The organism is Sphingobium sp. OAS761, assembly GCF_024168485.1.
In the GTDB taxonomy this organism is placed as follows: Bacteria; Pseudomonadota; Alphaproteobacteria; order Sphingomonadales; family Sphingomonadaceae; genus Sphingobium.
This window is the reverse complement of sequence record NZ_JALJVY010000010.1, coordinates 183,332-195,850: the sequence shown is the minus strand read 5'-3', so window position 1 is coordinate 195,850 and position 12,519 is coordinate 183,332. Positions and strand designations below refer to the sequence as shown.

General features: G+C 61.8%; 14 protein-coding genes and 1 tRNA gene. 3 read left to right on the top strand and 12 right to left on the bottom strand.

Features of this window, described 5'->3' with window-relative positions; genetic code table 11:
* Positions 1 to 139 precede the first annotated feature (139 nt).
* Positions 140 to 883 carry a CHAP domain-containing protein gene (locus J3E64_RS14950; protein ID WP_253343819.1) on the top strand — a complete coding sequence of 248 codons (744 nt, stop codon included), beginning with the start codon at positions 140 to 142 and terminating at the stop codon, positions 881 to 883.
* Positions 884 to 922: 39 nt separating this feature from the next.
* Here J3E64_RS14950 and J3E64_RS14945 read toward each other — a convergent pair whose 3' ends face one another.
* The 4 genes from J3E64_RS14945 to ald form a co-directional block, all read right to left on the bottom strand.
* Positions 923 to 1,198 carry a DUF3297 family protein gene (locus J3E64_RS14945; protein WP_253343818.1) on the bottom strand — a complete coding sequence of 92 codons (276 nt, stop codon included), beginning with the start codon at positions 1,196 to 1,198 and terminating at the stop codon, positions 923 to 925.
* Between the two features lie 55 nt (positions 1,199 to 1,253).
* Entirely contained in the window at positions 1,254 to 2,012 is a 759-nt protein-coding gene (locus tag J3E64_RS14940; RefSeq protein ID WP_301287318.1) for a serine protease, read from the bottom strand.
* A gap of 85 nt (positions 2,013 to 2,097) precedes the next feature.
* Positions 2,098 to 2,520: a DUF350 domain-containing protein gene (locus tag J3E64_RS14935; protein WP_253343835.1), complete on the bottom strand. Its 423-nt coding sequence runs from the start codon at positions 2,518 to 2,520 to the stop codon at positions 2,098 to 2,100.
* A 157-nt stretch (positions 2,521 to 2,677) separates the two neighbouring features.
* Positions 2,678 to 3,793 (bottom strand): alanine dehydrogenase, encoded by a 1,116-nt coding sequence (gene ald / locus J3E64_RS14930; RefSeq protein WP_253343816.1) that lies wholly within the window; start codon positions 3,791 to 3,793, stop codon positions 2,678 to 2,680.
* A gap of 153 nt (positions 3,794 to 3,946) precedes the next feature.
* Here ald and J3E64_RS14925 point away from each other — a divergent pair, with 153 nt between their 5' ends.
* Entirely contained in the window at positions 3,947 to 4,408 is a 462-nt protein-coding gene (locus J3E64_RS14925; protein WP_253343815.1) for an Lrp/AsnC family transcriptional regulator, read from the top strand.
* Here the strand turns inward: J3E64_RS14925 and J3E64_RS14920 are convergent.
* Positions 4,405 to 5,295 carry a peptidylprolyl isomerase gene (locus J3E64_RS14920; RefSeq protein ID WP_253343814.1) on the bottom strand — a complete coding sequence of 297 codons (891 nt, stop codon included), beginning with the start codon at positions 5,293 to 5,295 and terminating at the stop codon, positions 4,405 to 4,407. The two genes, J3E64_RS14925 and J3E64_RS14920, sit on opposite strands and share 4 nt — an antisense overlap.
* A gap of 139 nt (positions 5,296 to 5,434) precedes the next feature.
* On the opposite strand from J3E64_RS14920, the gene J3E64_RS14915 reads away from it, so the two are divergent.
* Positions 5,435 to 5,525: transfer RNA gene (locus J3E64_RS14915), tRNA-Ser, on the top strand.
* A gap of 184 nt (positions 5,526 to 5,709) precedes the next feature.
* Here the strand turns inward: J3E64_RS14915 and J3E64_RS14910 are convergent.
* The 7 genes from J3E64_RS14910 to J3E64_RS14880 all read right to left on the bottom strand — a co-directional run bounded on the left by J3E64_RS14910 (position 5,710) and on the right by J3E64_RS14880 (position 12,437).
* The gene (locus J3E64_RS14910; RefSeq protein ID WP_253343813.1) at positions 5,710 to 6,063 is read right to left on the bottom strand and encodes a hypothetical protein; all 354 of its coding nucleotides are present in this window, start codon (positions 6,061 to 6,063) and stop codon (positions 5,710 to 5,712) included.
* Position 6,064: 1 nt separating this feature from the next.
* Positions 6,065 to 7,213, bottom strand: coding sequence for a hypothetical protein (locus J3E64_RS14905; protein ID WP_253343812.1), 1,149 nt, complete (start codon positions 7,211 to 7,213; stop codon positions 6,065 to 6,067).
* A gap of 353 nt (positions 7,214 to 7,566) precedes the next feature.
* A complete protein-coding gene (locus tag J3E64_RS14900) occupies positions 7,567 to 7,899 on the bottom strand; it encodes a hypothetical protein (RefSeq protein ID WP_253343811.1) in 333 nt (110 codons plus the stop codon).
* A gap of 68 nt (positions 7,900 to 7,967) precedes the next feature.
* Complete coding sequence (locus J3E64_RS14895) at positions 7,968 to 8,552, bottom strand: DUF2924 domain-containing protein (RefSeq protein ID WP_253343810.1); 585 nt, start codon at positions 8,550 to 8,552, stop codon at positions 7,968 to 7,970.
* Between the two features lie 4 nt (positions 8,553 to 8,556).
* A complete protein-coding gene (locus tag J3E64_RS14890) occupies positions 8,557 to 8,694 on the bottom strand; it encodes a hypothetical protein (RefSeq protein ID WP_253343809.1) in 138 nt (45 codons plus the stop codon).
* Positions 8,691 to 9,473: a coenzyme F420-0:L-glutamate ligase gene (gene cofE / locus J3E64_RS14885; RefSeq protein ID WP_253343808.1), complete on the bottom strand. Its 783-nt coding sequence runs from the start codon at positions 9,471 to 9,473 to the stop codon at positions 8,691 to 8,693. The genes J3E64_RS14890 and cofE overlap by 4 nt, the downstream gene beginning before the upstream one ends.
* Positions 9,474 to 10,127: 654 nt before the next feature.
* Entirely contained in the window at positions 10,128 to 12,437 is a 2,310-nt protein-coding gene (locus J3E64_RS14880) for a TonB-dependent receptor (protein ID WP_253343807.1), read from the bottom strand.
* Positions 12,438 to 12,519 lie beyond the last annotated feature (82 nt).

Here is a 12,519-nt window from a genome sequence, read left to right as displayed (position 1 = left end):
ACCCGCTACGATCGCTGCGCGCACACCTTCATGTCCGCTATCTGCATCGCCGCAACCGTCATCTTCTGGCTCGATCAATGAGTCCTGAGCCTAGGGTTGGCGCTGGTGGGGCGATTCTCGAATCCTTGGGATCGCGTGGATGGTTCGAAAATTTTGCTGGGCGGCGCTGCTGCTGTCCGGTCTGTTGGCCGCGCCTTCGTTCGGCGCGACGGTTCTGCAATGCGTGCCTTATGCCCGTATCGTGTCCGGCGTCGAAATTCGCGGCGACGCCCTGACCTGGTGGGATCAGGCCGACGGGCAATATAAGCGCGGTCACAAGCCCAAAAAGGGTGCAGTGCTGGCCTTTCGCGCGTTCGGTCCCATGACGCTGGGGCATGTCGCGGTCGTCAGCAAGGTTCTGGACGATCGCCGCATACTCATCCGACACGCCAACTGGTCCGTCCCCGGCTCCATCGAGGAGGATGTGATGGCGGTTGACGTGTCCGACGAGGGGGACTGGAGCCGGGTGCGGGTATGGCACAGCCCGACCGGGCAGATGGGCGCCCGGACCAATCCGGCCTTCGGATTCATCTACCCGGCTAAGGCAAGGCTGCACGATTTCACGCCTGATCCGTCGCTGGGCAGCAGTGTCCGGTTCGCCAGTGTCGATCCGCGGCGCTGGGATGACCAGTGGGCGCCTGCTCGCGTCGCGCGCGTCGCACCGCCGGCAGCGAGCCCGCGCGGCGGTCTCGCCATGGCATCGACCAGGGACGTCGTTGCGCGACACAAGGCGCCCCGAATGGAAACCGACCCCTTCATCGTGGAATATGCCGACGCCAACCCGTCGCAGCGCACGCTGAGTGCGATCATAGCCGACGTTAAACGCGAAACGATGCTGAACTGACGGGCAAGGGGCGTCATCGCGACGCCCATCCCATCAGGTCTATTCGCTTTGGGTGGCGGTTTCCGTATCGCCTTCGGCCGGTGTTTCGAACCAGGCCTCGACCTCACCGTTCAGCTTTATGGTCAGCGGATTGCCCTGGCGGTCGCGGGTCTTGCCCGCGGCGACGCGGATCCAGCCCTCGGAAATGCTGTATTCCTCGACATCCTTGCGCTCGCGGCCCTTGAAACGGATGCCGATGCCGCGCTGGAGCACGTCCATGTCGAAATGAGGGCTGCGCGGATTGGTGGAAAGCCGGTCGGGCGGCGTGTCGCTCATGGTGCTGATCCTTGGAAACGGTATGGCCGCGCCTAGCCGCTGCGGCCGGCCGCCGTCAACCGCCCGCCGGTTCGTCCACGTCACAGAAGATGCGGCGGATCACGCCCTGATCCAGCCAGGCGACAAAGCGGCGCTGCGCATCCGCCAGTCCCTGGAACGGATAGGCGACGGGCCGGTCGTCGACCACCCGGCTCGCCAAGGCCAGCCGCATCACAGCGTCGGGTGCGGTAGTCAATATCCGGCCCCGCCGGTCCGTCGCCGCGCTGTTGACGCCTACGACGTGCCCGTCCTCGGCAAAGGTCGGTCCGCCGCTGATCCCCGAAAGCGTTCCTTCTCCCGCCGGAATCCTGGCCTCTTCGGCCCAGGCCAGCACCGGCTGGCTGTCTTCCGTCCGTCCGCGCCGCGCATTGGCCGCGCCGATCAGGACGGACTGCACCAGAGTCGGGACGTCGGCTGGAAATCCCATATGATAGCCGGTCGATCCGGGCGCGGGCATCCGGTCGGACAGGGGTAGCGCCGCGCTGCTGGTCAGCGCATCTGCCACCAATGACGCGTCGCCCTCCCGGCTTTCGATGACCCGCGATACCGGTCTGGCGAACGCGCCATTTTCCAGCCCGATGCGGGTGCAGCCATGGGTCACATGTTCGGCCGTCAACCAGGCGCCGTCGCGGTCCACGGCGAAGGCCGTTCCCATCGAATCGGCCGGACCACCGGGCCTGTCCTCGATCACGAACTGCTCATCGCTCCATTGAGGCATGGGGCGACGCGGCGACCGCGGGTCATATTGTTCGATCTCCAGTGGTGGGACGCCCATATCCCGGATCGTCCAGGCCAGCAGCAAGAGCCCCGCGAGCGCGAAGGGCAGGCAACCGCAGCCGCGCTTTTCGGCCACCTCCGCGTCAGCCCGCGACGGCAGCGGCGGTCAGGCAGGCGATGGCCAGCTTCGTCATCGCCAGGAAGATCGCGGCCGACCGCTCATTGGCCTCGATCCGCGCCGGCAGTGTGCCCAGCAGTAAGTCGACCGCCCGGAACGCGATCAGTTGCAGGACCAGCGTGACGCTGCCCCATATCAGCACGTCCCAGACATTGACCGATCCGGCAAGGCAGAAGCCCAGTGGCGCGGCAAGGCCGATCGCAGCACCCCCCAGCGAAATCGCTGCGGCTTCATTTCCTGCCCTGATGAGCGCGAATTCGTCATGCGGCGTGATCCACATGTAAAGCGCCAGCGCCCCCAGCCAGACCAGGGTCGCGCTGGCGAGATGCAGCAGCAGGATGGGCAGGCCGGCAAGCAGGCTCTGGATCACGGGCATCGGATCGGTCATGGCGGTAACCATGCCGGAAGCCGTCGGGTGGATCAACGGCCGTCCCGCGGTACGTATGCCCCCCCTGTCACGGCCCGGGCGAAGGGAAGGGGAGAGCCGCCCGGGCCGCGCCGCCCCCAAGGGGAAGGGGCGGGTCGGAATGGAACGGAGATGCCGTTCAGGCGATGGCATCCTCGACCGGCGTGTAGGGCAGGTTCAAATCCTCGGCGACGGCGCGGTAGGTAATCTTGCCGTTCCAGACATTCAGGCCAGCGCGCAAATGGACGTCGCGGCGCAACGCTTCCTTCCAACCCAGTTCGGCGATGCGGAGCGCGTGCGGCAGGGTGACGTTGTTGAGCGCGTAGGTGCTGGTCCGGGCCACGGCGCCGGGCATGTTGGCGACGCAATAATGGACGATGCCGTCCACGATGTAGGTGGGATCGGCGTGGGTGGTAGCATGGCTCGTTTCGAAGCACCCGCCCTGGTCGATCGCGACGTCGACCAGCACTGCGCCCTTCTTCATCGTCTTGAGCATGTCGGCGCTGACCAGCTTGGGCGCCGCGGCGCCCGGGATCAGCACGGCCCCGACAACCAAGTCGGCCTCCGCCACGCAGTCGGCCAGGTTGGCCTTGTTGGAAAAGCGGGTCTTGGCCCGTGCCTCGAAATACATGCCCAGCTTTTCCAGCACCTCCGGATTGCGGTCCAGGATAGTGACGTCCGCACCCAGCCCGGCGGCCATCTGTGCCGCGTTGAAGCCTACGACGCCGCCGCCGATCACCGCGACCTTGGCGGGCAGCACGCCGGGCACGCCGCCCAGCAGCACGCCACGCCCGCCATGAGCCTTTTCCAGGGCGGTGGCACCGGCCTGGATCGCCATGCGGCCCGCGACCTGGCTCATGGGCTTGAGCAGGGGCAGGCCACCACCCGCGTCGGTTACCGTCTCATAGGCGATGCACGTCGCGCCGCTGGCGATCAGGTCCCCCGTCTGCTCCGGATCGGGCGCCAGGTGCAGATAGGTGTATAATATCTGCCCGGGGCGCAGCATGGCGCGTTCCTGCGACTGGGGCTCTTTCACTTTCACGATCATCTCGGCACTGGCGAAGATTTCCGCCGCGGTCGCGACGATCTGCGCGCCGGCCTTCTCATATTGCGCGTCGTGCGTGCCGATCCCTTCGCCCGCGCCGCTTTCGACCAGCACTTTGTGCCCATGGGCTGCCAGTTCGTGCACGCTCTCGGGCGTCAGTCCAACCCGATATTCGTGGTTTTTGATTTCTCTGACGGTGCCGACGATCATCCTGTTTCTCCGATTGGCGCTGCACGCCGTGGCGCGGCCTGCGCGCGACAGGATAGCGCGACAGCCGCGGGGAAAGTTCCCTTTGTTGCACATATTGCCTGCATCGAAAGGGATGGTATTTCACATAATGTCGCTATTGCAGGATGAAATTTCATGGATCGTTTCGATATTGCCTTGATGGAAGCGTTGCAGCACGATTCGCGCCGCTCCATGGCCGATCTGGGAGATCTGGTGGGCCTGTCTTCCTCCGCCTGCCATCGGCGGGTGCGCGCGCTGGAGGAGGCCGGGTTGATCGCGGGCTATGCGGCGCGGCTCGATCCTGAAGCGCTGGGCCTGGCGCTGCACGCCTTCGTCGAAATTTCACTGACCGGCCAGAGCCGCGAAACCATGGAGCGGTTCGAGGCGGCCGTGGCCGATTTCCCCGAGATACTGGAATGCCACTTGATGGCGGGCCAGGCCGATTATCTGCTGCGGGTTGCGGCTGCCGACCTCAAGGGGTTCGACCGGGTTCATCGCGATTGCCTGGCACGGTTGCCCGGCGTGTCGGACATCCGCACCAGTTTCGCCATCCGCCGAATTCGCGACTGGCGCGGATACAGGGTGCGCGGCCTTTAGGGCACGGCGCGCACCGGCACAGGCGCGTTGCAAAGGTCGACGCCGCCCGCCGGACGGTCGTAAAAATCATCCTTCCGGTTGGCACGCAGGCGCAGATAGTCCGCGAACGTCCGCGATGCGGTGTCCATCGCCTCGAACCGCGGGCGTTCCGCTTCGGGCAGGTCGCTGGCAAGCCGGACGGACACGATGGATATGGCGTGTTCCTGCGGGGTGTAGAATCCCAGTTCGCCCGATCCGCGCGGCAGGCTGGACAGAAGCGCCATGCCCTCCACAACACGGCCGACGACGGCGATATTGCGATCCAGTTGGCGCGGTGCCTGCCCTATGACGGCGTAAAGCTCGGCCCCCGTGCCGGCATCGGGCGAAAGGTTGCGGCCGACCCCTACGAAGCTGTAGCAATGCGGCAACCAGACGGCTTCCCTGTCCATCGCCACCGGCCAGCCGTCGCTGAAGCCGGTTGTCGGCGCATAGGCATCTGCCGAAGGCGCGGGCGTGATGTGTATGGGCAGTGTTGCGCGCTGCCGGGAATAATCGGCGGGGCTGGTTGGCGAAAGATTCTTGGGCAACGGTTTCTTTTCCGTCACATCGCCCCATTGCACGACATAATTGTCCTGCACCCGGTTGATGCTGGTTCCGTCCCACCAATGCGCCCTTGCAAGGGCCCGGATATTGGCGACGTGACTGGGCGAAAAGGTCGGCGCCAACTGGACGATAACCCGCCGGCCTCCCTCTAGGGTCATGACCAGCAAGCTGTCGGGGGCGATGGTTTTCCATGCGTGGGCTGGTGCCTGCGCCACCAGGGCGGCGGGCGTGGCAGGAGGGTCGGCGGCCAGCGCGCTGGTGGCCATGCCTGCGACGATGCAGGAAAGGGCGAGAGGGCGGATCATGACCCGATCAAAACCCGATGTCGGCGGAAAGTAAAGCATCCCCTTGCCTAGCCGTCTGTCGCGCGATAGGGAGCCGCCTTCCAGTGCGATGGAATAGGGACCCGATTCACGCCGCTTGCAGCGACGGAAGGGTTTTTGCGGAGCGGTGGCCGAGTGGTCGAAGGCGCTCGCCTGGAAAGTGAGTATACGTCAAAAGCGTATCGAGGGTTCGAATCCCTCCCGCTCCGCCATTTCATTGTAAGTTATTGATAAAAAAGGATATATTTTCTGTTTTTGGGGCGGGTTCCGGCCTTTTCTGGAGTCATTCACACACCGGAGAACCGCCGAATAATGGATAAATCCTGTATTTTCGGTCGGCTTTCTCTCTTGGCCTCTTGCGTGCTACCGGATTTGGGAAGGGCAAAAAGCTCGAAATCAGCGTGACTTGCCCCGAGTGCTGGCCTTCAGGATAGCCTCCATTTCAACAATGCAATTCCGTCCCTTGGTGCCGTCTTCGGTCTTGTCTTCGGGATCGGCTTCGAAATGCGCCCGCATTTTGTCGGACAGCGCGACGAGCGCCTGATAATTCTCCTCACCCACCTTCTTGCGAATGGTTTTCAGGCCCTCGTTGAGCGCGAAGAATTCGGTATCGATGTTGCGATCCGGGAAGTATCCGGTCTTGTCCTTGAACTTCGGCGCCGAGAGCATCATCGCCCCCAGAAAGTCCCATGTCTCACTGATACCCTGGGGGATGTAGGGCTTAGTGGAACGGTAGCTCGAACTAAACATATTACTTCCTCGGACTGGAAATGGCGTACGTGCTGTTCGAAACAAGTTGGGTCGGCCGAACGATAAGCACTGCGTCCGGCTTGAAATCACTGTTGAAAAATCCCCGGACTTGTGGAGTCGCGAGGGTCTTGGGGCTGAGCGTGACATCGAACGCGATATTGCCTACACGCGCATCGGGAATCCTATATGTGGGATCACTCCTTGAGGTGTCATATTCCCTGCCAATCACCCTGATTTGCTGTCCCTTGGAATAATCGATTCCTCGAACGTTGTATAACTCGCGCAGTTCACGCCTTACCGCGCGATCGACGTAATTGCCAATCGCCTCCTCGCGAGAGAGGCGCGGCTGCAGGCGCCCCGCATCGAAGAGGACTTGTCCTTCAGCGTATGCGCTGTCCGCGCGCTCCTGCATTATACGCAGTGTCTCAACTTGCAGCGGCCTAGTCTCACCCTTCACGCGATAGAAGGCCACGGCTCGATCAAGGCGAAGCTGGCGTATCAGATTTACCTGCCCTTCAAGGGTTGTCGGAAATCCAAGCGTGTCCTGGCGATATTTCGGATCGATGGTTCTGATCTGCTGTATCAGCATGTTGACATGATCTTCCGCCAATCCGGTGGTCAACCGATTGGCCGGGCCGGTCAGATCGAGGATATTGTCGGCAAGCGCCACCAATGAGCCGCCCGGTGCATTGGCCAAACCCGGGAACGTCCGTTCGAGAGTCAGCGGGTCGTTCAGCGGCGGACCGCCGTTGCCGCCCATGCGCGCTCGGGGATTGGGGCGGTACTGTGCAGGTTGGATGGACGCGGAAGCTTCGGAGGGCCGGTAGACCGCTTCGCTTGTCGAGACGGTTTGTACCGGATGGGTCGGTGCGGGCGTAGCCCTCGCACCGACCGCCGCCATGCTTCCCCAATCTTGTTGCGGTGTCCTATGCAATCCACGGCGGTCCGAGACGATGACATGACTTAGCGAGCGCGGACCGCCCGGCGCGAAAGTGAAACGGCCATTGCGCGGGTCGTGATAAGGGTTGAACTTGTGCTCAACCTCTTGAACCCACGCTTGGGTCGACAGGCGCTGTCCAGTCCGAAGATAATGTTCAAAAACCAGCCGCTCAGCTGACTTTGTTTCGGTGACAGGCTGTTGATCGGGCATGTTCTGTCCTCGTCTGGCATGAGAACAATTCATGAACATTTCCAACATGTCAACGGAAATAACCAAATGGGTTGTGTCGGCACTATGCGACCTGCGGAAATGGCGGAAACAGAGACCATATCGATGGTTCGAATATCTTTCGGTCCGCCACCTACTTCTAACTCATTGTAATAGCTTGATAATATCGCGTTCCATTGCCCGAAAATGCCGGCTTTTCGGGTCACTCTCGTCACCGAGAGAGCCGGGTATGCCCAGCGCTTTCCGCGCTTTTCGGCGCCTTTTCTCAGCGGCGCCTTTGCGTGGTACGGGATTGGTTATGCGGGGAGGGAGCAAACGCAGGCGGATCGCCGAGCTTAATGGCGGGACGAAAAGCCGAGCTTTTGCCGCTGTTCGCTCCAGGCGATCGAGATCGCATCGGCCTGGGTCAGGCGCTTGGTGTCGATGCCGGCGGGCGCCTTGCCCTCGACAATCCTGGTGATGATCGTCGGATCAAGGAAAGCAAGCCGGATGACCCTAGTCATGTAGGATGAGGTAACGCCTTCGGATTGAGCAAGGTCGGTGATGGTGAAATTCGGTTGTTCGAGAAGACGGTTCCACCAGCGATACGCCTTGGCGATGGCGCCGATCAGCCCGGCGTCCGGCTCCCGGCTAGTCGCTGCCTCGCCAGTCTCGAGGATCATCCGCATGCCCCGTCCTGACCGCTTCAGAGTCGCTGGCGTGGTAATGAGGAGCGCAGACGATTGCGTATCGATCGTCATCCCGAGATGACGGCTGAGGCCCATGGGGTCCAACCTAATACGCACTTCGGAAAGCGTGATTTCGATACGATCGACAATGTCTCCGACCAGCGTCTGGACCAAGCCACCCCGACCGTTGCGCAGCAGTGTGGCCAGCTCCCGCGCCGTTTCGACCAGCCTCGAAACATCCCGGCTAACCGGTGATGATGGCGACAAGCCAACAGTGCGATTGGATCACTGACGGCACGCCATAGCTGTTCGATCACCAGGGTCTCGATCTCGCGGGCAGGTAGACGCACGCCGCCGGTCTTCCGGGCATCGCCGTTGTGCTGGAGCGATCGGCTGACATAGTAGCGATAGCGGACCTTGTGGGTTGTTCCCTGCCAGACCCGCGCCAGCCGCATGCCGGGCAGGATGGATGGTAACGGCCGACCGGTGCTAGCGGTCTCGCGCAGCCGTCGCCGGGTTGCGTTTGGCAGCCCACCTAATGCTTTTTCTTGGGCTGCATGAGCCATCGCCAGCCGGAGCAGACCGGCGCTTACCCTGGGTGGCGTGGTGCGAAGCTGCCTCCGCCACGCGTCGCGCAACTGCTCGAGATCCATCGCCTCAAGCTCCTCCAGCCGCGCGTCGAGAACCCCCGAGTTCGGACAGATACTTGAGTTCGAGGCCCAACAGCTCCCGATCCCAGCCCGCATTCTCCGCCAGCCGGTTGTCAGCGATGACATAGGCGCGGATAATGGTCATCGAAACATATCCTGTTCCGTCGGGCGAAGTCCGACCACGGCCCCGGGACCATCCTCCTGCGTCACCCATAGCTCCGCGCCCCGAATGATGGCGACGGGCGTACCTTCGTCACCTTCGCCCATGGCCAGGACGGCCATCGCCGCGAGCGAATCTGCCACCGCAATCTGCGTTGCCTGAAGGGTACGGCCATAAAGATCTTCGGCTTTGCCGCGACGGTCCTCGACAACGACAAGCCCCGCGCAGCCAATTGCGTGGCCCGTCGTGCCGATACGCCACGCCCGTCCCATGGAATCGGCAATGATGACTGCGACCGCGGCTCCTGTGAGGTGCCGAATTTCGCGCCTTATGCTCCGCGCAGACGCGTCCGGTTCCACCGGCCAAAGGAGCACCTTGTCCTCGTCGCCGCCGTAAACATTCGATGCGTCGATCCCGGCGTTCGCCAGTACATGTCCGGTGCGATGACGCGCGATGACCGCGGCCGGGCTGGAGCGTAATATCTCGCGGCTCTCGTCCAAAATGGCCTGCATCAGCGCGCTGTCCCGCCGCGTGGACGCAGCCAAAGTCCTGGCGTTCTCGCCGACGCTGACATCTGAAAGGTTCAGCGCCCGTCCTTCGACTTTCGATATGATCTTCTGTGCAATGACGCAGACATCACCATCCTGAAGACTGTGTCCACTGGCCTGTATGGCGGCGACAAGTTCGTGCGCAACAGACATGCGCTCGGTAAATAATGGCAGTCCGCCGAGTGTGTGGATCGACAAAGTCCGGCTTATCGTCATGCTTGGAGCCCGGTTATGGGAGAGTTCAGGGCATTGGACGCTAGCCGAAAGATCCTTGAGATAGGAAGGAAAGTTTCAAGATACCGCTGTTGGAGAATTTCGATAGTCACGCCACGGATTCGAATTGGGCTCGACAATCGTATGATCAGCCTGGCCAATCTGATCGAGCGGACCATTTCCCTCTTTTAGTACCGACAATCGCGTTCCGCGCCTTTGCCACATCGATTCTGACGAAAGCTTCTGTAGAATGCAAAATGGCTCGTCCTCCTGGGATGAGGATCGGCTCGGCCCCTGCGAGCAACCCTCGCCTTCACAGTGTAGGGAGACACGTCGCGCGAGGCGGCCAAGCGCGCTTCGGTTGCCGGCGTTCTGTCAGTCTAAACGCAACTTGTCTCTGTTTGGCAGATCATTCGCTGGGTCAGCGTCCGACGTCGGCGCATTTTGGCAAGCGCCTCGAGATCGCTTGCGACAACATCGCGTCGCAACACCTTGCCGTCGACATCGACCACGCAGATATGTGTCGTCCTGTCACGCACATCCCATCCTGCATAATCATAATCGGCCACCCTCCTGCATTGAAGCGCCATGGCGACTTCGTACCATGCACGAGGGTGGCTAGATCAATTACGCGGTGTTCAAGAAGGCGGGACCTCCTCAGTTGCCGCCGAACCGATAGGTCGCGCGCACGCCGTACATGCGTGGCGCACCGGCGGTCCAGGTCTGATAGCCGGGGAAGTTACCAGTAGAGTTGGGATTGAGATAATATGCCCGGTTAGTCAGGTTCTGGCCGAACAGTTGCACGGTCAAGCCGGATCCGGCAATATTGCCGAGTTCGACGCTTGCATTCAACAGATTATAGCCCGCGTTCTGCGCGCGATCGACGCGGAAATTGGAGATGCGGTACCAGTTGACGTTGAAGTTCAGGTCGCCGCCAAGCACGTCCGGGACAGAATAATCCGCAGCCAGCGTGACGCTGGTGGACGGTGCATAGTTGAAGCGCGGATTGCTCGTGTCGATCGCACCGATGCCGATCGGAGCATAGTCGATCTTCCCGTAGAAGTAGCTGCCGGCATAGCTCAGGCGGAGATTTTCAATCGGTGTGATGAAGCCGTCGATCTCCACACCGCGCGCCACTGCCGAACCCACGTTCAGATTGAGCGAGGCAAATGTCGGATCGTTGAGCGGGTCGGTGTCACCGTCAATGCCCGGCGGGATGCCGCTGGCGCTGAGCTGCAAGCTCTTATATTTCGAGGCGTAAGCGGAGATGTTTGTCCGCGCACGGGCACCGGCAATGCTGTAGTCAGCCTTCACGCCGATTTCGAAGTCCGTCACCGTCTGCGGCGCGAACGTCTGGTACGGCTGGAGCGAGGCCCCGAGGATCGGGGTATTCGCCCCGCCCGCGCGATAACCCGTGCGCGCCACGCCATAGAAGAACAAGTCCGGGGTCGCCTGATAATCGAGGCCGGCCGACCAGGTGAACTTTTTGAACTTGGACTTGGGTGTGGAGGATGTTGGCGATGCGATGCAGCTTTCAAAGCTGCTGTACGGCGTGGCCGTGCCCGCGCGACCGTCCGCACAGGTGCTCGACTGGTCCCAGGTGTAGCGGCCAGACAGGTTCAGCTTAAGCCCCGGAAGAACCGAATCCAGCTTCTGGCCGATGCTCAGAAAGATCGCCTTGGTCGAACTGTCGTCTTGCTGGTCCATCATGACGCCGCCGGCACGCATCTCGTCGATCGTCAGGTTCTTAGCCGTCGTAAAGGCCAACCCCAGCGCGTTCACGCCCTTCGGCTTATTGCGCAGATAGAACCCACCCAGCAGAATCGACATCGTATCTTGCAGCGCGCTCGTGCTGACCTGCAATTCGTCGCTGATCTGGTCGTCGGCATGGGCGCACAGATAGCAGCCTGTGAAGTTATACTCAGACGCGGTGGTATTGGAGATGTTGGAAATGCGAGACTTGCGATAGCCGAAGATGTTCTTGACGTTGAAGTCGCCGAGGTTGAGTTCGGTCGTATTCGTCAGACCCTGGATCTGCGCGTGGGCGCGCTGCACCAAGTCGCTGAAATAGACGTAAGGACCAACAGCCTTCTGCCTGTCCAGGATGCCCTGGATGATCGGCTTGAAGAACGGGATGGCGGCCGGCGGGAACGGTAGGGTATCGAGCGTGACTCCGTTCGACAGTTCGGTCGGCGTCTGAACCTCGGCCGTGTCGCTCCAGAAATAGTCATATACGGTCGTGTTCTTCACGCCATCGACAGGCTCCACCAGCAAGGACACGCGGAAGGCGCGGCTGTTCAGGCCCTGGCCGTCGGGCTGACCCAGGACGCCCGCGCGGATGTAGCCGTCGCGCTTGCGGTACTGCCCGGCCACGCGCAACGCGACCTTTTCCTGCACGAGAGGCGCGTTGATCGCGCCCTCTACTTCGTGCCAGCTATAATCCCCCAGCGTCGCGGAGGCATAGCCGCCGAAATCATATTGGGGCGCCTGGCTGTAGACCAGAACCGCGCCACCGGTCGTGTTGCGACCGAAAAGCGTGCCTTGCGGACCTTTGAGAACCTGGACGTTCGCGACGTCATATGTCGGGATCACCGCGCCCCAGTTCGGCAATGCTACTTCATTGACGTAGGACTGCACCGACGGCGAGATCGTGCCGACAACGGCGCGACCTTGTCCGCGGATGGTGAAGGTGGTGTTCAGTTCGGACCCCGAACCGTTGAACACCACGCCCGGAACCAGACGTTGAAGGTCCTTGGTGTCGTGAACATTCAGCTTGATCAGCGTTTCGCTGCTGAAGGCCTGCACCGCGACCGGAACGGACTGGATGCTTTCTTCCTTGCGTCGAGCGGTGACGACGATGTCGTCTGCCCCGCGTTCCACGCTTGCGGCCTGCGGCTGGTCAGCGACGTCCGCATTGGCAAAGGCCGGCACGGAGGCCGCGATCGCCACGGTCGAGGCAGCCAACATCCAAGGATGTTTAATCGATTTCAACTTTTCTCTCCCTTTTAGTGGGCGTTGCACAGCAATTTCAAAATGTAGCAAGCATCTG